The organism is Martinezella sp. CNPSo 3964 (assembly GCF_057784375.1).
The window spans coordinates 1-18,518 of record NZ_JBXSOW010000015.1 but is presented as its reverse complement, the minus strand read 5'-3'; the positions used below and the strand labels follow the sequence as shown (position 1 = coordinate 18,518).

19 protein-coding genes are annotated in these 18,518 nt (G+C 60.3%); 12 read left to right on the top strand and 7 right to left on the bottom strand.

Translation table 11 applies throughout. From position 1 onward, the window contains the following. Positions 1–23 precede the first annotated feature (23 nt). The 4 genes from cyoB to AC13Q5_RS31025 all read left to right on the top strand — a co-directional run bounded on the left by cyoB (position 24) and on the right by AC13Q5_RS31025 (position 4,015). The gene (gene cyoB / locus AC13Q5_RS31040; RefSeq protein ID WP_174179022.1) at positions 24–2,027 is read left to right on the top strand and encodes a cytochrome o ubiquinol oxidase subunit I; all 2,004 of its coding nucleotides are present in this window, start codon (positions 24–26) and stop codon (positions 2,025–2,027) included. Between the two features lie 5 nt (positions 2,028–2,032). Then, positions 2,033–2,662, top strand: coding sequence for a cytochrome o ubiquinol oxidase subunit III (gene cyoC / locus AC13Q5_RS31035; RefSeq protein ID WP_075856462.1), 630 nt, complete (start codon positions 2,033–2,035; stop codon positions 2,660–2,662). Continuing rightward, positions 2,659–3,063 carry a cytochrome o ubiquinol oxidase subunit IV gene (gene cyoD, locus AC13Q5_RS31030; protein WP_075856463.1) on the top strand — a complete coding sequence of 135 codons (405 nt, stop codon included), beginning with the start codon at positions 2,659–2,661 and terminating at the stop codon, positions 3,061–3,063. The genes cyoC and cyoD overlap by 4 nt, the downstream gene beginning before the upstream one ends. Positions 3,064–3,250: 187 nt before the next feature. Further along, entirely contained in the window at positions 3,251–4,015 is a 765-nt protein-coding gene (locus AC13Q5_RS31025) for an SURF1 family protein (protein ID WP_488504276.1), read from the top strand. A gap of 62 nt (positions 4,016–4,077) precedes the next feature. On the opposite strand, the gene AC13Q5_RS31020 is transcribed toward AC13Q5_RS31025, so the two are convergent. Continuing rightward, positions 4,078–4,644 carry a histidine phosphatase family protein gene (locus AC13Q5_RS31020; protein ID WP_488504275.1) on the bottom strand — a complete coding sequence of 189 codons (567 nt, stop codon included), beginning with the start codon at positions 4,642–4,644 and terminating at the stop codon, positions 4,078–4,080. Between the two features lie 243 nt (positions 4,645–4,887). On the opposite strand from AC13Q5_RS31020, the gene AC13Q5_RS31015 reads away from it, so the two are divergent. Genes AC13Q5_RS31015 through AC13Q5_RS31005 form a run of 3 tightly spaced genes read left to right on the top strand, consistent with a single transcriptional unit; the run spans position 4,888 to position 6,511 of the window. Next, positions 4,888–5,097 (top strand): CbtB domain-containing protein, encoded by a 210-nt coding sequence (locus AC13Q5_RS31015; protein ID WP_092714474.1) that lies wholly within the window; start codon positions 4,888–4,890, stop codon positions 5,095–5,097. Between the two features lie 12 nt (positions 5,098–5,109). Further along, complete coding sequence (locus AC13Q5_RS31010; protein ID WP_488504274.1) at positions 5,110–5,850, top strand: CbtA family protein; 741 nt, start codon at positions 5,110–5,112, stop codon at positions 5,848–5,850. 34 nt (positions 5,851–5,884) lie between these two features. Continuing rightward, positions 5,885–6,511 carry a hypothetical protein gene (locus AC13Q5_RS31005; RefSeq protein ID WP_075856467.1) on the top strand — a complete coding sequence of 209 codons (627 nt, stop codon included), beginning with the start codon at positions 5,885–5,887 and terminating at the stop codon, positions 6,509–6,511. A gap of 140 nt (positions 6,512–6,651) precedes the next feature. Here AC13Q5_RS31005 and AC13Q5_RS31000 read toward each other — a convergent pair whose 3' ends face one another. Beyond that, on the bottom strand, positions 6,652–6,963 hold the full coding sequence (locus AC13Q5_RS31000; RefSeq protein ID WP_488504273.1) for a GCG_CRPN prefix-to-repeats domain-containing protein: 312 nt from the start codon (positions 6,961–6,963) through the stop codon (positions 6,652–6,654). 240 nt (positions 6,964–7,203) lie between these two features. On the opposite strand from AC13Q5_RS31000, the gene AC13Q5_RS30995 reads away from it, so the two are divergent. Continuing rightward, a complete protein-coding gene (locus AC13Q5_RS30995) occupies positions 7,204–8,811 on the top strand; it encodes an inorganic phosphate transporter (RefSeq protein WP_488504272.1) in 1,608 nt (535 codons plus the stop codon). Between the two features lie 209 nt (positions 8,812–9,020). On the opposite strand, the gene AC13Q5_RS30990 is transcribed toward AC13Q5_RS30995, so the two are convergent. The 5 genes from AC13Q5_RS30990 to AC13Q5_RS30970 all read right to left on the bottom strand — a co-directional run bounded on the left by AC13Q5_RS30990 (position 9,021) and on the right by AC13Q5_RS30970 (position 14,386). After that, positions 9,021–9,470: a Ros/MucR family transcriptional regulator gene (locus AC13Q5_RS30990; protein ID WP_075856470.1), complete on the bottom strand. Its 450-nt coding sequence runs from the start codon at positions 9,468–9,470 to the stop codon at positions 9,021–9,023. A gap of 170 nt (positions 9,471–9,640) precedes the next feature. Next, entirely contained in the window at positions 9,641–10,228 is a 588-nt protein-coding gene (locus AC13Q5_RS30985; protein ID WP_457878026.1) for a helix-turn-helix domain-containing protein, read from the bottom strand. A gap of 112 nt (positions 10,229–10,340) precedes the next feature. Further along, on the bottom strand, positions 10,341–11,129 hold the full coding sequence (locus tag AC13Q5_RS30980; protein ID WP_075856471.1) for an EAL domain-containing protein: 789 nt from the start codon (positions 11,127–11,129) through the stop codon (positions 10,341–10,343). Between the two features lie 315 nt (positions 11,130–11,444). Beyond that, on the bottom strand, positions 11,445–12,224 hold the full coding sequence (locus tag AC13Q5_RS30975; protein ID WP_488504271.1) for a sugar phosphate isomerase/epimerase family protein: 780 nt from the start codon (positions 12,222–12,224) through the stop codon (positions 11,445–11,447). 284 nt (positions 12,225–12,508) lie between these two features. Beyond that, entirely contained in the window at positions 12,509–14,386 is a 1,878-nt protein-coding gene (locus tag AC13Q5_RS30970) for an adenine deaminase (RefSeq protein ID WP_488504270.1), read from the bottom strand. 270 nt (positions 14,387–14,656) lie between these two features. Between AC13Q5_RS30970 and AC13Q5_RS30965 the strand changes: the two genes are divergently transcribed. From AC13Q5_RS30965 to AC13Q5_RS30950, 4 genes are read left to right on the top strand one after another with little or no spacing between them, the layout of a single operon-like run. Continuing rightward, complete coding sequence (locus AC13Q5_RS30965; protein ID WP_075856473.1) at positions 14,657–15,694, top strand: ABC transporter substrate-binding protein; 1,038 nt, start codon at positions 14,657–14,659, stop codon at positions 15,692–15,694. Between the two features lie 46 nt (positions 15,695–15,740). Continuing rightward, positions 15,741–16,565, top strand: a complete 825-nt coding sequence (locus AC13Q5_RS30960; protein WP_488504269.1) for an ABC transporter permease — start codon at positions 15,741–15,743, stop codon at positions 16,563–16,565. 2 nt (positions 16,566–16,567) lie between these two features. Further along, positions 16,568–17,356 carry an ABC transporter permease gene (locus AC13Q5_RS30955; protein ID WP_075856475.1) on the top strand — a complete coding sequence of 263 codons (789 nt, stop codon included), beginning with the start codon at positions 16,568–16,570 and terminating at the stop codon, positions 17,354–17,356. Between the two features lie 6 nt (positions 17,357–17,362). Then, positions 17,363–18,421: an ABC transporter ATP-binding protein gene (locus tag AC13Q5_RS30950; RefSeq protein WP_488504267.1), complete on the top strand. Its 1,059-nt coding sequence runs from the start codon at positions 17,363–17,365 to the stop codon at positions 18,419–18,421. Positions 18,422–18,518 lie beyond the last annotated feature (97 nt).

The following is an 18,518-nucleotide window of genomic DNA, read 5'->3' as shown; positions in this document are numbered from 1 at the left end:
TTCATAAGGGACAGAGGCAATCCATGTTTTCCAACCCGGACCTCTATAAATTCATCTTCGGTCGGCTGACGCTCGACTCGATCCCGTATCACGAGCCGATCCTCGTCGTGACCTTCCTCGGCGTCGCCGTCGGCGGTATCGCCCTTCTCGGCCTGCTGACCTATTTCCGCCTCTGGGGCTATCTCTGGAAGGAATGGTTCACCAGCATCGATCACAAGAAAATCGGTATCATGTACGTCGTGCTGGCGCTGATCATGCTGCTGCGCGGCTTCTCCGACGCGCTGCTGATGCGCCTGCAGCAGGCCATCGCCTTCAACGGTTCCGAAGGTTATCTGCCGCCGCATCACTACGACCAGATCTTCACCGCCCACGGCGTCATCATGATCTTCTTCGTGGCGATGCCCTTCGTCACCGGCCTGATGAACCTCGTCGTGCCGCTGCAGATCGGCGCGCGCGACGTGTCCTTCCCGTTCCTCAACAACTTCTCGTTCTGGATGACGACGGCCGGCGCGATCGTCATCATGATCTCGCTCTTCATCGGCGAGTTTGCCAAGACCGGCTGGCTGGCCTATCCGCCGCTTTCCGGCATCGCCTACAGTCCCGACGTCGGCGTCGATTATTACATCTGGGGCCTGCAGGTCGCGGGTATCGGAACGACGCTTTCGGGCATCAACCTGATCGCCACCATCGTCAAGATGCGCGCGCCGGGCATGACCTTCATGAAGATGCCCGTCTTCACCTGGACGTCGCTCTGCACCAACATCCTGATCGTTGCCAGCTTCCCGATCCTGACCGCAACGCTCGCTCTGCTGACGCTCGACCGCTATGCCGGCACGAACTTCTTCACGAACGACCTCGGCGGCAATCCGATGATGTATGTCAACCTCATCTGGATCTGGGGTCACCCGGAAGTCTACATCCTGATCCTGCCGGCTTTCGGCGTCTTCTCGGAAGTCGTCGCCACCTTCTGCGGCAAGCGCCTCTTCGGCTACGCCTCGATGGTTTACGCCACCTGCGTGATCATGATCCTCTCCTACCTCGTCTGGCTGCACCACTTCTTCACGATGGGCTCGGGCGCCAGCGTCAACTCCTTCTTCGGCATCACGACGATGATCATCTCGATCCCGACGGGTGCGAAGCTTTTCAACTGGCTGTTCACGATGTACCACGGACGCATCCGCTACGAGCCGCCGATGCTGTGGACCGTCGGCTTCATGGTGACCTTCACCATCGGTGGCATGACCGGCGTCATGCTGGCGGTTCCACCGGCCGACTTCGTGCTGCACAACTCGCTGTTCCTGATCGCCCACTTCCATAACGTGATCATCGGCGGCGTGCTCTTCGGCATGTTCGCGGGCGTCAACTACTGGTTCCCGAAGGCCTTCGGCTTCAAGCTCGATCCCTTCTGGGGCAAGATGAGCTTCTGGTTCTGGCAGATCGGCTTCTGGTTCGCCTTCATGCCGCTCTACATCCTCGGCCTGATGGGCGTTACCCGCCGCGTCAGCCAGTTCGACGATCCGTCGCTGCAGATCTGGTTCATCATCGCCGCCTTCGGCGCCGGCCTCATCGCCATCGGCATCGCCTGCTTCCTCATCCAGCTCGCCGTCAGCTTCATGAAGCGCGAAGAGCTTCGCGACCACACCGGCGACCCCTGGGGCGGCCGTACGCTGGAATGGTCGACCTCGTCGCCGCCGCCGGCCTACAACTTCGCCTTCACGCCGATCGTCTACGATCACGACGCGTGGTGGGACATGAAGAACCGCGGCTACGTCAGGCCGACGGAAGGCTTCATCCCGATCCATATGCCGAAGAACACCGGCACCGGCATCATCCTCGGCGTTCTCTCCATCGGCTTCGCATTCGGCATGATCTGGTACATGTGGTGGCTTGCCGCCATCACCTTCGTCGCGATGATCGTCATTACGATCGGCCATACCTTCAACTACAAGCGCGACTACCACATCCCCGCCGACGAGGTCGTCAAGACCGAGAACGAGCGTACGAAGCAGCTCGCAGGACAGGTGTAAGACTTATGACCACCCAAACCGCACACGCTCCCAAGGATGGCGAAACGCCCGCCTTCTACATGACGGAAGAGCATCATCCTGAAGGCAGCACCATGCTGGGCTTCTGGATCTACATCATGAGCGACTGCCTGATCTTCGCAGTCCTCTTCGCCACCTTCGCCGTACTCGGCCACAGCTATGCGGCCGGCCCGTCGCCGGCCGATCTGTTCGAGCTGCCGCTCGTCGCCCTCAACACGGCGATGCTGCTCTTCTCCTCCATCACCTATGGCTTCGCCATGCTGGCGATGGAGAAGGACAACAAGTCGGGCACGCTGATGTGGCTGACGATAACGGGCATCTTCGGTGCCCTCTTCATCTTCTTCGAACTCTATGAGTTCTATCACCTGATCCTCGATGGCGCCGGCCCGCAGCGCAGCGCCTTCCTGTCGGCCTTCTTCACGCTGGTCGGCACGCACGGCCTGCACGTCACCACCGGTATCGTCTGGCTGATCACGCTGATGGTGCAGGTTGGACGTTACGGACTGATCCCGGAAAACAAGCGCCGTCTTATGTGCCTTTCGATGTTCTGGCACTTCCTGGACGTCGTCTGGATCGGCGTGTTTTCCCTCGTCTACCTCATGGGAGTTCTCGGATGAGCTCGAACGCAAACCATTCGCATCATTCCGGCGACGCCCACGGCCACGACCACCACGGCGGCCACGAGGCGGCACATGGCACCTTCAAGAGCTACATGACGGGGTTCGTCCTCTCCGTCATCCTGACCGCCATTCCCTTCTGGCTGGTCATGGCCAAAGTGATCCCCGATCCCGCCGTCACCGGGGCGATCGTCATGATCCTCGGTGCGATCCAGATCGTCGTGCACATGATCTACTTCCTGCACATGAATACCCGCTCGGAAGGCGGCTGGAACATGATGGCGCTGATCTTCACGATCGTCATCGTCATCATCGCGCTGTCCGGCTCGCTCTGGGTCATGCATCATCTCAACGCGAACATGATGCCCATGTCGCCCGAGATGATGCGCAACATGCCATAAGATCGAGCGGCGGGCCTTCAGCAAAAGGCCCGCCCTCTTCCCGGCGCGAAAATTCCGCCGGATGCTGCGCAGCGCATCCCTGAAAATGCGAGATGCCGCAGCCGATTTTCAGACCACGCATGATCTTCCGCGAAGAGAATTGAACCTCCCGAAATCATGCGGCAGCGCGTCCCTGGAGACCAGCGCCATGACCGACATTTCCTCAACCGCATCTCAGGGCAAGTCGCGTTCGACACTTACCCTTGCCATCTGGGTATCGGTGCTTCTGCTCCTGACCGCGCTTCTCATCGGGCTCGGCACCTGGCAGGTGAAGCGGCTGCACTGGAAGCTGGATCTCATCGCCCGGGTCGATGCGCGCGTGCATGCCCCGGCGGTTCAGGCACCCGGCCCGGCGCAATGGGCTGAGATCAACGCCGAAAACTCCGAATACAAGCATGTTCAGGCGAGCGGGACTTTCCTCAATGACAAGGAAGCGCAGGTCTATGCCTCGACCGCGCTTGGCGCAGGCTACTGGGTGCTGACGCCACTGAAGCTTGCCGATGGTACGATCATCATCGTCAATCGCGGCTTCGTTCCCACAGAGAAGCGCAATCCGGTGACACGCGCCGAAGGCGAGATTGCTGGCGAGACCGCCGTGGCCGGCCTGCTCAGGATCAACGAGCCCAAAGGCACGCTGCTGCGTTCGAACGTGCCGGCGGACGAGCGCTGGTATTCGCGCGACGTGACTGAGATCGCCGAGGCCCGCGGGTTGCAGAACGTGGCGCCCTACTTCATCGATGCCGACGATGCGAAAAATCCGGGCGGACTGCCCGTGGGCGGGCTGACACAGATCACCTTCCACAACAGCCATCTCGTCTATGCCATTACCTGGTACGGACTGGCCGCCATGACGTTTGGCATGGCCGGATATCTTGTCTACTCCGAACGCAAGCGGGCACGGGCGGCCGGCTGATCGCCATCCCTTTGCTTTCGGGCAATTTCCGACGCCGAAGCCGCAGCTTTGTGGGAATCGCTCTAGATCGTCATCTTGGGAAAGCGAAGCTGCCAGCGCCGGCCGTCGCTCGTCATTTCGACAATCCCGAACGGCTCGACATCAACAGCCCAGAATGCTGCGGGCGGTGCCTGCAGGGCCTGCAGAACGGCAGCGCGAATGACGCTCGCATGGGTGACGACGACGATATGGCCGGCATCCTCGATATGATTTCCCATCCATTCAGCGACGCGCTTCATGACCGCCGACAGGGCTTCACCGCCATGCGGCGCGACCGAGGTATCCGTCATCCATAGCGCCAGAGAATTCGCATCCTTTTCATGCAATTCTGCAAGGGATTGCCCCCGCCAGTCACCATAATCGCATTCCCGCAAGCCGACATCCGGGATGGCATCGAGACCGAGGACCGTGGCTGTCTGGCGCGCGCGCAGAGCCGGACTGGTCCAGACCCGATCGATCGTCTCGAGGCCGAAGGACAATGATTGAGCCTGCTGCACTGCCTTCGCCTCCAAGGGTTCGTCATCCGGAAAGCAGCCGTTTCGATTGGCTCGCGTCGCCCCATGGCAAATCCAGCTCAAACGCGTTTTCATGAGACTGTCCCAACTCCATCCCCTGCCGCGCTCTTGTCGCGATTTCGCATCGCAGTGGCGCTTGATTGACAACCATCTTTACAAATAGATATAAACTTGCACTTGCGGGTGCGGAAGCCGGTGGAATTCCGGCGCGGTCGCGCCACTGTAATCGATGACGGAAGCTTCGCCCTCGAGAGCCAGACCCTTCCCGCAAGAACCCTTCCGCAAATGGAACGCGCTTTTCTTAAAGAGGGAAATACAATGTCCGACACCACTTTCGCCCCAACCGCAATTCCGCAGCCGATTCCGCTCGGCCAAATCCTGCCCTGGGCCATTTTTGCCGGCCTGCTGATGCTGCTCGCGATCTATTTCGTCGGCGCCGAAGAAGGCGCGACCTCGCTCATCTCGGGCATGTATGTGCATGAATTCGTGCATGATGCCCGTCACCTTCTCGGCTTCCCCTGCCACTAAGGGGTCAAGCACATGGTTGGACGTCTTTTGCTCCGCGGCATGATCGTCGGGGTCCTTGCCGGTATTCTCGTTTTTGCTTTCGCCCACATCTTCGGCGAACCGCTGGTCGATTGGGCCATCGGCTTTGAAGAAAAGGCCGCGCAAGCCGCCGGCGAGGCGCCGGAGCCGGAGATCGTCAGCCGCGCCACGCAGGCGGGCATCGGCCTCTTCACGGGCAGCGTGATCTTCTCGACCGCAATAGGCGGATTGTTCGCGCTGGTCTTTTCCTTTGTTTACGGTCGTGTCAGCCCTCTCGGCGCACGCGGCACGGCAGCCCTGCTCGCCATCGCCGCTTTCGTGACGATTTCTCTCGTGCCGGACATCAAATATCCGGCAAACCCGCCGGCCGTCGGCAATCCCGATACGATCGGCGCGAGAACCGAGCTGTTCTTCATTATGATCGTTGCCTCCGTCGTCGGCATGATCGTCGCCGTGGGCTTCGGCCGTCGGTTGGCAGCGCGATATGGTTCCTGGAACGGCGCGATCATTGCCGGAATCGGCTACATCGTCTTCATCGCGCTGATCCAATATCTGCTTCCCTCGATCAACGAAGTGCCCGAGCAATTCTCCGCCGTGGTGCTCTGGCGCTTCCGCATCACATCGCTTGGCATGCACGCCATCCTCTGGACGACGCTCGGCCTTGCCTTCGGAGCCTGGGCGGAACGCCAGCTGCCGCAGACACGCTACGGCAGTGCGACCCTGCGCCGGGCTTAGCATGATAAGTAGCCCGCATCCCGCGCATGGCAACATGCGCGGGAAACGCCAGCATCCAAGCAGCGTCCTTTTTGCACTCTTCTGGCTCATGCTGTCGAGCTGGCCGGCTTCGGTTGCTGCGCATGGTGGCGGCTCTTCCGGCAGCCAGGCCGGTATCCCGATCCCTAGCCTCACCCATGGCGAGATGGCTGTGATCGCTCCCTATTACGGGCGGATCGTCTCCCTTGCCGAGAGCACATCGGATACCGACGAAACCTTCCGTCGCCTCTTGAACTTCGCGCAGATCCAACGCGCCTATTGCCTCTGGGGCCTGATGCCGGACAGCGTCAGCGACGAGGAAAGCCCTTTCAATGAATGCTCCCACGCCTACCTCGCGGCGGCAAAAGCGGTGTTGCTGCAGATGCGGGTAATGAAGGTGGAAAAGGCATCGGTCGACGACCTCGTCTCCGATATCGACGCGACACTCGTGCGTAACAACCTCTCGCTCATCCTGTGCAAATTCAGCGGCGAGAATTTCAATACGGCCGATCTCATCCGGCCGAAACTTGCCGACATCGCGCTCCATGCGAAGAGCCTTGTTGCGATTTTATCGGCCAGCCTGCTCGTTCTTTCAGGCCTATGGCTCGGAGCGCGCGCATTGCGGCCCCAAACCCAGCCTTAGAGCAGTTCAGCTCTTCACGGAATCTCCGAACCGATTTAGCTCTATGTTTTCACGCAATTCCGGACGGAAAACCGCTGCGCACTTTTTCTGAAATTGCTCTAAACAAAACACCGCCGCAAGGTGCGGCGGTGTTTTGGGTCTTACCAGTAACGCGGGCGATCACGCCAGCGGTCATCGCGCCAGCCGTCGCGATGGTGGCGATGGCCGTGCCAGCCCCATGGCGGCGGCGGTGGCGGCCTGTAGTAACCCCAACGCCGGGGCGGCGGAGGACCCCAGCGATTCGGGCGGCATTCGCCCCAACGCGTCAGGTGCCAGCCACGACCGCAGGCATAGTCGACTTTCACGATCGGCACTGAGGCCGTTGTCCCAACGGCTGGGATAGGCATTGCCTCTGCCGAAGATACAACCAGGCTGCCGAACAAGGCAGCGATGGCAATCACGGACGATCTCATTTTGATGGCCCTCTATCCAAGTCCCTTACATCAGGGATTTAACCCTCCGAGGTATGAACGCCGGCTGAACCGAAAAAGGCCTTTTGACGGCGAAATCAAGATCAATCCAAACGCCTGTCCGTAGCCGAAAGAGCATATTGTCGCCGGTATTTGCAGCCGGCCGCAACCTACTCGCGCGTCACGAGAGCTTCATGAAGGAAGCTTACACCAGCGATATCAATTGCCATAAAGGAGTTTGGGATGGTCGACCTCGCTTCAAACACTTCGGAGGGTGGCAATGCCAACCATCCAATTCACGGCGCCGGTAGTTCGGCAAGATGGTTTCTGCCGATCTTCGGCGTCCTTGTCCTGGCTGGCCTCGGTTATGTCGGCTATGCGCTCGGTAGCGAGCTCGCCGATGCCGCTGCTGTTCCGTGGATCCTGCTCGGCCTTGCGCTGCTGATCGCGCTCGGCTTCGAATTCGTCAACGGCTTCCACGATACGGCCAACGCGGTCGCCACCGTCATCTACACCCGTTCGCTGCCGGCGGAATTCGCCGTCATCTGGTCCGGTTTCTTCAACTTCCTCGGCGTTCTGACCTCGTCGGGCGCCGTCGCCTTCGGCATCCTGGCGCTGCTGCCGGTCGAGCTGATCCTCCAAGTCGGTTCCGGCTCCGGTCTTGCGATGGTCTTTGCCCTGCTGACCGCTGCCATCATCTGGAACCTCGGCACCTGGTATCTCGGCCTGCCAGCCTCAAGCTCGCACACGCTCGTCGGCTCCATCATCGGCGTCGGTCTCGCCAACCAGTTCCTCGCCCCTGCCGGCTCCGCCACCAGCGGCGTCGACTGGTCGCAGGCAAGCAGCGTCGGCATGTCACTGCTGCTCTCGCCGATCATCGGCTTTGCCATGGCTGCGATCTTGCTGCTGGTCGCCAAGGTGCTGATCCGCAACAAGGAGCTCTATGAAGCACCGAAGGGCAATGCGCCGCCGCCGGCATGGATCCGCGGCCTGCTGATCTTCACCTGCACCGGCGTCAGCTTCGCCCACGGTTCGAACGATGGCCAGAAGGGCATGGGTCTGATCATGCTCATCCTTATCGGTCTCGTACCGACGGCTTTCGCGCTGAACCGCACGCCCGACGTCAACTATCTCGAAGCTTACAAGGCTGCCTCCACGCAGGTCGAGACCGTGCTCGGCAAGTATGTGAAGCCGGGCGTTGCCGCTCCGGCCGATCCGAAGGCTGCGGTCAGCGATGCCGTCAAGACCAAGACCTGGACGGACGCAACAACGCCTGCACTCCAGGCCTATATTCATGCCACCAGCGCCGAAATCGCCGCTTATCCGAGCGTCGAAAAGCTGCCGAACGGCCTCGTCGGCAACGTTCGTAACGACATCTACCTGATCGGTGAATCGCTGAAGCTGATCGACAAGCAGAAGCTGCTGCCGATGAGCGCCGACGACCTGAAGGCCGTGACCAACTATCACGCCGCCGTCGATCACGCGACCAAGTTCATCCCGCTCTGGGTGAAGGTTGCCGTCGCATTGGCACTCGGCCTCGGCACCATGGTCGGCTGGAAGCGCATCGTCGTCACGGTCGGCGAAAAGATCGGCAAGACGCACCTGACCTATGGCCAGGGTGCCGCTGCCGAAGTCGTCGCCATGCTGACAATCGGCGCTGCCGACCATCTCGGCCTGCCGGTCTCGACAACGCACGTCCTGTCCTCCGGCGTCGCCGGCACCATGGCGGCAAACGGTTCCGGCCTGCAATGGTCGACCGTGCGCAACATGCTGATGGCGTGGATACTGACGCTGCCGGCCTCGATCGCACTGGCCTTCGTGCTCTTCGTCGTGCTGCGTCAGGTCTTCTGATCATCGCCGATAACGACTTCGGACATCCTCGACAAGACAATGGCGCCCCTTATAGGGCGCCATTTCATTTGCAGCATCCCGCCGGCAGACGCGGCACCACCGCAAGCGTCGCAAAACGCATGGAAACCGCTCGCGGGTCCGCCAGAACTCCCCCGAAGCGCCGAAGCCATGCCGTCAGGAACGCCGGAAGCGTCCGTTTCCAAATGGCTTCAGGCGACGCTTTCCCTCTTGTTGCCATTCGCACCGAGGCCGGAAATCTTGGCGAGTTCCGAACGACGGTTGGCATAATTCTGCGCAACCATCGGATAGTTGGGAGCAAGTCCCCATTTCTGTCTGTACTCCTCGGGTGTCAGACCGTAATGCACGCGCAAATGGCGCTTCAATGTCTTGAAGCGTTTGCCGTCTTCGAGGCAGACGATGTAGTCGTTCGTCACCGATTTCTTCAAATCCACTGCCGGCACCAGATTGCTTCGATCGACGATCGAAGCCGACCCATCCAATGTTTGCAGCGCCTCGTGAATATCCTTGATAAGCCTAGGGAGGCTGTGAACAGGGATGGCATTATGGCTGACATAGGCAGAAACGATCTTCACGCAGCCGTCGAACAAGGAAGGCATCTTCTGGGGTACGGGGTCTTTTCTCTCGCTGAAAGAATCCATGATCTTTTCCCGGATCTCATTTGGTTCCTCGTGCGCCGCCCCGCTCGAATTGCATCATGCGCGATACCCGCAGCCGGGCAGCGCGCCGTTTCGATTTGCGCCCTGTTCCAGGAGCGCGATCCCGGTTTGGTAACCGGGGCAGAATGCGTCCGCATGAAATGCGTGCGCAATCACAGCCGGTAGCTTTTCGCTCCGTATCCCATATCCGCAGCAGTCTGCGGCAGTTCGCCGGCTGAGTCCGAAAAGTAGACCGCCAGCTTGTTGCAAAGAGTGACGAGCGGCATGCCGAGCATGAATGCCGTGTGAGTGGGATCTCCGCCGCAATGATGCAGCGTCTGGAGAATAAACTTGCGCTCGACATCCTCCATCGTCTGGCCGACAAGGCTGCCGATGGCGGTATCGACCGCTCCCTGCAGCAAACGGCCATCGCCAAGATGGAGAGTGATCTCCTCAATCAATCGATTTTCGCTCGCGGTCACGATAACGACGTCATCGGCATGACCGCCGAGCTCGCACAGCACATAGAGGCCGGTCTCGGCATCTATGGCGACGCGGCCAATCGCTTCGGCCGCCCGATCGCAAATAAGAACATGCGGGTCAGCCCCGCCGACGAATGTGGCCGACAACTCGCCGCTTCCGGAAAAGACAATGCGAAGTCGGCTCACAAAAGCGCGCAGCAACGTCTTCGTCTTCAGCTCGCTTGCCGCTCGGGCCGCCGAGATCTGATAGGCCGATGTGAAAGCCGGCTGCTTCATCATGGCATCACCTGCAAGCCCCTGATGGCAGGCTTCGGCGAAAGACCGGCAGATATACGCCATGCACAACGATTGGAGATTGCGACCATGTCCGGCGGGACAAGAGCAGGAATAGTCATTCCACCCCCCGCAAGACGGCTTTCCGCTTGTAGCGCCGGAGTTGCGCCAATGAAACCGGCTTCGACAACAGAAAGCCCTGCACATGCGTTGCGCCCGCTTCCCGCGCCACATCGAGCTGTGAGCTGGTTTCGATACCCTCGACGACGACAAATGGAGCAAAACAGGCGGCAAAACCGACGAGATGAGAGAGGCTGTCGCGGCCGTCGCGGCCGCGCCTGTTATCCCACACGAAGGCTGCGTCGATCTTGATGATATCCGCCGGCACCTGCAACAGCGATGCCGGCGTGGCAAAACCCGACCCGAAATCATCGATTGCGATACGACAGCCGAGATCGCGGATCATCTTCATACGCTCGATGGATGCGCCAACCACGGGATAACTTTCGGTGACCTCGATGATGAGGCGCGAAGCAAGCTCCGGACGGCGGTTAATTCGCCCGAACACATCAGCAAACCGATCGAAGTGCGACAGGCTGGTGGCGGAGAGATTGAAGCCGAGAACCAGCGCCTCGTCCGCGGCGAGATCGGATAACACCATATCCAGAATACGCAGATCGAGATCGAACCAGCGATCCTGCCGCTCAAGGAGCGAAACGAAGGTACCGGCCGTATGCACGGTGCCGTCCGAGTCCGTTACGCGCGCCAGGCTTTCCGCGTAGAACACCTTGCCGACATTTCCTGCATCATGAATCCATTGCGCCGCGAAACCCAGGCCACCTTCGGCGATCGCCTTCAAAATCAGGGCTCCATGCCCCTCCTCCTCGCGGCTTGCACTACCGTTCATCGGACTTCCCTTTCGGGGCGACACGGCGATCGAGAAACATCCAGGAGCAGGAAACAGGGCGCGCTTCGCTCCGAAACATCGGATTCCGGTGTGTATAATCCACCTCTTCCATCTTCCAGACACCCTCAAACCTCAATCATTGAGGCCCCCTTCATCGAGCTGGAAATATTGCGCCGAAGACCGTAGTCAACCCGGCACGGACATGCCTACGAGATAGTTATTTAATAATTGCTAATACACTAATTAACTCGCGCTGCAAAAGTCAATCTCCATGCAGCCTTCCCCCATATAACTAAACTAAAATATTAATGCTCTTCAACAATTATTCACCACTTGCCGCGTGGACCACCAGCCACGTTGCCGCGCCGCCTGCAGAGCCAAATCCAGAGGCGGCAGATCCTGGTGCCACAATCTTTCCCACTCCAGACTCATGATGCCGGCATAACCATCGGCATCGAGCGCTGAGCGCAGCGCCGCCATCGGGAATTCGCCGGTGCCGGGCAAAACATAACTATAGGGCAGTCTCGGCCCCGGCCTGGAAACGCTGTCCTTGATATGGAGATGTTGCGTGTTGTCTCGAACCTGCTTCCAGGTTTCGACGGGATCTTGCCCGCCCTTGCGCCAGGTGTGATGCGTATCCCAGATCAGCGCGCAATCGGGCGCTATTTCAAGGAAGCGTGGAATAGCGTCCGGCAATGCGAGGAAATCATGTGTCTCGATGACCATAGCGGCATGAAAGCCTTCACGCTCCGCGGTCTCACGCCACCATTGCAGCGTCGCCAGCGCCTCGGCCAGCTCGCCCTTGTCGGCGCTTTCGCCGCCGTCGAAAACCCTGAGCGAACGAACGCCGGCGGCCTCCGCCCACGGAAGATAGCGCAGGAACTCTTCCTTTGCCTGCGCTGTCGGACCGACAAGACGCAGCGACGTATTGAAGGCGCAGATGCTGACGGCAGAAGCCTCCAGCACTTTGGCCAGGACGGCCGGAGAGCCGAACCTTTCGGTAAAATGCGTAGCCAGATCGACGGTGCCGCCAAGGGCGCGGATTTCGATGGCGTCGATGCCATGGTTTTCGGCCAATCCGAGGGCTTCGCTCAATTCGAACTCCGCACATCCCAGCGTGGAAAATGCCGACATTATCCGCGACCTGTCACTATCAACTGCGATCACCAGAGCCTCCTCCGCCCGGTTGCCGCCCACTCAAGGTGCGGATGGACACACTCCACCCTTCCGCAGCCTGTGGCTCGACATAAGTAACCAAACGGATAATTAAGGAGCTGGCTTCAGCCGTCAAGCTCGGATCGCAGTCGACGTCACAGGATAGCTCACCAGCGCTCGACGGCGCAAAGTGGGATATTCAGAATAAAGAAGACGGATATCCTTCACCAGACAATCGGATGGGTTTCACCGGTCGCGACATTGACGAAGCCTTCCGGCGCCCTTTCGGAGGGAGCGACCAGAACCCAGCGCCAGGGCGCGCAGGTGAGTGTGGCGAAGGAAAGCCGCTCGGGAAAACCCGGCCACCAGCGCGGCGAGAAGGTTGGCTCATACATCCAGTCGATGTCAGCTCCGGCCTTATACAGCGCCTGCATCTCGGCATCCAGCTCTTTGGCCGAGCGCGCCGTCATCAGGCCGCCGACTTCATAGCGGACGCGGGCAACGACCTTGCCGCCCGAGACCAGCACCCAGCCACCCTGCTGCTCTTTCAGCGCATTGGCGACCATGGCCATCGCTTCATCGGAGGATCCGACGACCCAGATATTGTGCTTGTCATGCCCGAGCGTGGCGCCGAGAGCTGTATCCGGCGTGCGCGGCCCGGTGCCGAGCCAGAACATGCGGGCGACCTTGGCCTCGCCGGAAAAGCGATCGACGATCGCGAATTTCGTGACGTTGCGATCATGATCGCGCTCAACGGCGCCATCGCGGACAGGCAGATCCATGGTGATGAAATCATCGGCCCAATGGAAGGGGCGCAGCAGCGCCGCCTTGGCCGTGGCCGCATCCGAAGGAGCGGCAATGCGAAAATCTTCTGCCGTGACGGTCCGATCGATACGAACCGTCTGCGTCGCCCAATCAGGCCAGTCGATCTCGGGCCGGATGCCGACGAAGGCCTTGCCCTCGGATGCCGGCCGACCGTCAGCCCAGACCTTGGCGATCGACAATGTCTTCACATCGTCCAAAAGCACGATATCGGCAAAGCGGCCGGGCGCAATCGAGCCGACCCAGGGCGTCAGCCGCATATGCCGGGCGGGATTGATCGTCACGCACTGGATGGCGATTTCCGGCGACAGCCCATTCTCGATCGCAAGCCTGGCATTGTGATCCGTCGCGCCGATCTTCAACGTATCGCTGGCGCTGCGATCGTCGGTGACGAAGGCGATCTGCGACCAGTCGGACAGGCCCTTCTCGATCAGCCCCTGGATGACCTCAGGCAGGGAATGCGGCCGGAGTTCGATGAACAGGCCATGCGTCAGCTTTTCCCAGATCTCATCCAGGAACCAGCCTTCGTGATCGGAGGCAAGACCGGCGCCGGCAAAGGCATTGATGGACGGCAGATCGCGCAGGCCCGCGCCATGGCCTTCGACCACGCCGCGCTGTTCGAACGTGGCGCGGATCATGCCCCAGAGGCGATCATAAGCCGGATTCTCCGGATTGCTGACCGAGGGCCAGTCCATGACCTCGTCGAGGCCGGCCACCATCAGGCTTTCGCTCAGAAAGGACTTCTGTTCGTCATAGCCGAAATGACCGCCGCCCCATTCGTAAGCGGTCGGCGGCACGGCGGAGCCCGGCAGGGGGAAGATCTTCATCGGCGAGCCGCGGCGGCGTGCTTCCAGCCAGAATTCCAGATTGCGGGCGCCATTCACGTTGGAAAACTCGTGACTTGCCTCGCAGGTCCAGGTAACGCCATGCGGCATGACCAGAGCCGCTTCCCATTCCGGCGTAAGATGCGAGCTTTCGATATGCTTGTGCGCCTCGCCGAATCCGGGAACGGCAGCAAGATGCGGCTCGTGCACACGCTCGCCGACCTCGCCCTTATAGCTGCCGGCCGGGCCGACATAGGCGATACGCCGACCCTTGATGACGATTTCCTGGTCTTCCAGCCAGGTGCGGCTATGCACATCCAACAGCTTGCCGACACGCAGCAGGCGATCGGCAGGCCGGCGGCCGAGCGCGGTCAGCGTCAAATCCTGGCGGATCAGCACTTCATCCGCCGCATTGACAAGCAGATCGTCGGGAAGGGTTGTTTTTGGGGATGTCATGAGATGCATGCCTGCCAAGAAATTCGATCAGTCGAGGGTAGAGATGACGGACCGGCGTGTAAAGCCGGCTGGCTCGCTTGCGGAAGGCGAATGATCTCAAGCTTTTGCAATGGCCGAGTGCCGCACGCGACGACGCAGAATATTCATCCCACCAAAGGCAAAAACTGCCACCCTGCCCATTTGTTGGGCTTGTAAAGCCGATGCTCGAAAAATAGTATCCTGCAAGCTTGAAACATATGCCCGATTTCATTGACCAAAAGGATTTCGAGAATGAAAGGCCTCACCCTTGCCCGCGCCGCGGGATTTGCTCTCCTTGCCGCGGCAACCAGCATGCCGGCCTTCGCCCAGGCAAAGACGCTGACTGTTTCCTGGTGGGGCTATAATGGCGAGAAGATGCAAGCCAACATCATCGAGCCCTTCAAGAAGATCTGCGGCTGCGATGTCGTCTTCGAAACCGGCAACAATGCCGACCGCCTCAACAAGCTGAAGCTGCGCGGCGGCAAGGGCGTCGACGTCATCTATCTCACCGACAGCTATTCGCAGCTCGGTATCCAGCAGGGCCTCTTCCAGGAAGTCGACCGCAGCAAGATCCCGAACCTTGCCGACCTCTACGACATCGCCAAGGCACCCCAAGGCAATTACGGCCCCGCCTATACGATCGGTCGCGTAGGCATCGTCTACGATACGGCCAAGGTAAACCCGCCGATCACCTCCTGGAACGATCTCTGGCGCGACGACCTGAAGGGCGCGGTTTCTCTTCCCGGCATCACCACGACGGGCGGACCTCTGACCGTTCTTCAAGCCGGCAAGCACGCCGGCGTCGATCCCTACGCCGATGCCGACAAGGCGTTCGAGGCCATCGGAGCGCTGAAGCCGAATGTGGTCAAGAACTACAATACCGGCTCCGAGCTGGTGAACCTGATCTCGACAGGCGAGGCCAAGGTCGCGATGACACAGGATTTCGTTCTGTCATCCCTGCGCGCGGCCGTTCCGACGATGGCCTGGGCTGATCTGAAGGAAGGCGATATCGCCGTCCTCAACACGGTCAATATTCCGAAAGGCTCTGAAAACGTCGAGCTTGCGCACCAGTTCATCAACTTCGTCCTGTCCAAGGATGTGCAGCAGGCCGAAGCCGAACAAGGCGTCGATGCGCCCGTCTCGACCAAGGTGGTACTGCCGCCTGAAAAAGCCAAGCTCTGGACCTACGGCGCCGACATGATCGCAAAGCTCAGCCGCATCGACTATCAGAAGCTGATCGAGGCGCAGTCGGACTGGGTCGATCGCTGGAACGAGATCTTCGGCATGTAACAGGGCATGCCGCACACTCCTGCGGCATTCTCACGGAATTCGGTTGATGAAGCATTTGATGAAATGGGGTTTGGCGGCGCCGGCGATCCTGGCCGTAACGCTCTTCCTGCTCATTCCCGTGATCATTACGATCGCGGCGACTTTTGGCGAGCCCAAGGGGGTGTTTTCCCCCTATGTCGCCTTCTTCAGCAGCGGCTTTCGCCGCACGGTGCTCTTCCGGACGATCGAAGTGGCGCTGGTAACAACGGCGATTTCGCTGATCATCGGCTTCATCGCCGCCTATGTGATCGCGCAGATGCCGGGCCGCGCCAAAAGCGTGATGATCATTGCGGCGGTCTTTCCGCTGTTGACCGGCGTCGTCGTGCGCTCCTTCGCCTGGCTGATCATCCTCGGCAAGAACGGTATTCTCAACACCATCCTCATGTCGATCGGCATCATCAGCGAGCCGCTTTCGATGCTCTACACCGAAGGCTCGGTGATCGTCGCGATGGTCTATCTCTTCGTGCCCCTGATGATCCTGACCCTTGTCGGCGTGCTCGAGGGCATACCGCAGGATCTTATTCAGGCGGCGACATCGCTCGGCGCGACGCCGGCCGCAACGTTCCGCCAGGTCATCCTGCCGCTTGCCACACCCGGCCTCATCGTCGGCGCCGTGCTTGTTTTCACCGGCAGCTTCACCTCCTATGCCACGCCGCAGCTGCTTGGCGGCGAAAAGCAGATGATGATGGGCACTTTCCTCTATCAGCGTGCCATGGTTACCTTTGACTGGGTCGGGGCCTCGACGATCGCCGCCATCATGGTGGTCGTGACGATCGGCATTGTCGCCATCATGAGCCGTCTCGCACGGCGGCTGAACCCGATGGCGGTGTGACCATGACAAAATCCGTCCACCCTGCACTCATCGCCTTCACGGCTCTTGTCTTCCTGTTCCTGCTGGCGCCGCTTGTCATCATCATCGGCGCCTCCTTCAGCGACACGACCTATCTGACCTTCCCGCCGCAAGGCCTGACGCTGCACTGGTTCTCGAACATTTTTCAGATCGAAGCCTTCCGCACGACGGCGATCACCAGCCTGCAGCTCGCCTTTCTCGGAACCGCGCTCTCACTTCTGATCGGCGTCCCGGCCGCCTATGCCATCAGCCGATACAGGGTGGAGCTGCCGCGCTGGCTTTCGACACTCTTCGTGCTGCCGATCCTTGTCCCGGAAATCGTCTTCGGCTTTTCGTTGATGAAATCGATCACGATCGGCCTCGGGCTGCCGATCTTCCCGAGCCTCCTGATCGGCCACGCGCTGCTGGTGCTGCCCTATTCGGTGCGCGTCGTCAGCGCCAGCCTTGCGAGCTTCGACTTCTCGATCGAGGAAGCGGCGATCAGCCTCGGTTGCCCTCCCTTGAAAACGTTCCTGACCGTCGTGCTGCCGAATATCCGCGCCGGCGTTATTGCCGCCTTTATTCTCGCCTTCATCACCTCGATCAACGACGTCTCGGTCTCGGTCTTCCTGACGGGGCCTGGTATCTCCACCCTTCCCATTCAGATCCTTGCCCATATGGAGCAGTTCTTCGACCCGACCATCGCTTCGGTCTCCGTGCTGCTGATGCTCGTGACCGTTGCCGTGATGGCTATCGTCGAAGCCACCCTGGGCCTCACCTTCCTGACAAAGTAGCCGCCCGTGACCGTATCGCTCTCCATCAATTCCATCAGCGCTCATTACGGCAAAACGGCCGTCCTGCAGGATCTTTCGCTTTCCGTCGCAGCCGGCGAACTGGTTTCGCTGCTCGGCTCCAGCGGCTGCGGCAAGACGACGACGCTGCGGCTCGTCGCCGGCTTCCTGCAGCCGACGAGCGGCACCATCAAGCTCGGCGACCGCGACCTGACGACGCTGCCGGCCCACGCAAGGGATATCGGCCTGGTATTCCAAAACTACGCGCTGTTTCCGCATCTGACCGTGCTCGAAAACGTCGCCTTCGGACTGAAGCAGCGCCGCATGCCGACGCAGGATCGCCGGCAGAAGGCAGCTGCCATGCTGGAGCGCGTCGGCCTTTCCGGCCTCGGCGACCGTCTGCCCTCGGCACTTTCCGGCGGCCAGAAACAGCGCGTCGCGCTCGCCCGCGCGCTCGTCATCGAACCGCCGCTCCTGATGTTCGACGAGCCGCTTTCCAATCTCGATGCCAAGCTGCGGATCGACATGCGCGTCGAAATCCGCCAGCTGCAACGCGCCAACGGCACGACGTCGCTCTACGTGACGCACGATCAGGAAGAAGCCTTCTCGATCTCCGATCGCGTCGCCATCATGAATGCCGGCCGCATCATGCAGCTCGATACGCCCGAGATCCTCTACCGCAAGCCCGCCAACAGCTTCGTCGCCCGCTTTGTCGGCTTCGAGAACCTGCTGCCGCTGCGAGTGGTTGAGCGGGAGGGCGCGTCCGTCACAGCTGAGGCTACAGGGGGCGCCAAAGTCACGCTGTCGCAAGACGATTTCGGGGCTATCCCCGACAACTTCATTCTCGGCTGCCGCGCCGATGGGCTTTCGGTGCAGCAGAGTGGCAATGGTCTGTCTGCTGTGCTCGGAACAAGAACCTATCTCGGCCGTGCCTACCAATATCAATGCAAGACGCCGGCTGGCGATATTGTTGCCAATGGTACACTATCCGAGCCGCTGACAGCGGGGAGTGCCGCCGTGCTTGTACCTGTGCCCGAACAATGCTGCGTCCTCGCCTCCGAGGAATAAGGGGCGCATGACGCCATTATTTGTCATCGCTTATCCGATGGTTATTGCCTTTGGGCCATTTTCTTGATGCTCGTGGGGGATCTTCCGTTTTGGCACG

Coding starts and splice junctions, on each gene's coding strand:
- cyoB (WP_174179022.1), top strand. CDS start 24: ATGTTTTCCAACCCGGACCTCTATAAATTCATCTTCGGTCGGCTGACG.
- cyoC (WP_075856462.1), top strand. CDS start 2,033: ATGACCACCCAAACCGCACACGCTCCCAAGGATGGCGAAACGCCCGCC.
- cyoD (WP_075856463.1), top strand. CDS start 2,659: ATGAGCTCGAACGCAAACCATTCGCATCATTCCGGCGACGCCCACGGC.
- AC13Q5_RS31025 (WP_488504276.1), top strand. CDS start 3,251: ATGACCGACATTTCCTCAACCGCATCTCAGGGCAAGTCGCGTTCGACA.
- AC13Q5_RS31020 (WP_488504275.1), bottom strand. CDS start 4,644: ATGAAAACGCGTTTGAGCTGGATTTGCCATGGGGCGACGCGAGCCAAT.
- AC13Q5_RS31015 (WP_092714474.1), top strand. CDS start 4,888: ATGTCCGACACCACTTTCGCCCCAACCGCAATTCCGCAGCCGATTCCG.
- AC13Q5_RS31010 (WP_488504274.1), top strand. CDS start 5,110: ATGGTTGGACGTCTTTTGCTCCGCGGCATGATCGTCGGGGTCCTTGCC.
- AC13Q5_RS31005 (WP_075856467.1), top strand. CDS start 5,885: ATGCGCGGGAAACGCCAGCATCCAAGCAGCGTCCTTTTTGCACTCTTC.
- AC13Q5_RS31000 (WP_488504273.1), bottom strand. CDS start 6,963: ATGAGATCGTCCGTGATTGCCATCGCTGCCTTGTTCGGCAGCCTGGTT.
- AC13Q5_RS30995 (WP_488504272.1), top strand. CDS start 7,204: ATGGTCGACCTCGCTTCAAACACTTCGGAGGGTGGCAATGCCAACCAT.
- AC13Q5_RS30990 (WP_075856470.1), bottom strand. CDS start 9,470: ATGGATTCTTTCAGCGAGAGAAAAGACCCCGTACCCCAGAAGATGCCT.
- AC13Q5_RS30985 (WP_457878026.1), bottom strand. CDS start 10,228: ATGATGAAGCAGCCGGCTTTCACATCGGCCTATCAGATCTCGGCGGCC.
- AC13Q5_RS30980 (WP_075856471.1), bottom strand. CDS start 11,129: ATGAACGGTAGTGCAAGCCGCGAGGAGGAGGGGCATGGAGCCCTGATT.
- AC13Q5_RS30970 (WP_488504270.1), bottom strand. CDS start 14,386: ATGACATCCCCAAAAACAACCCTTCCCGACGATCTGCTTGTCAATGCG.
- AC13Q5_RS30965 (WP_075856473.1), top strand. CDS start 14,657: ATGAAAGGCCTCACCCTTGCCCGCGCCGCGGGATTTGCTCTCCTTGCC.
- AC13Q5_RS30960 (WP_488504269.1), top strand. CDS start 15,741: ATGAAGCATTTGATGAAATGGGGTTTGGCGGCGCCGGCGATCCTGGCC.
- AC13Q5_RS30955 (WP_075856475.1), top strand. CDS start 16,568: ATGACAAAATCCGTCCACCCTGCACTCATCGCCTTCACGGCTCTTGTC.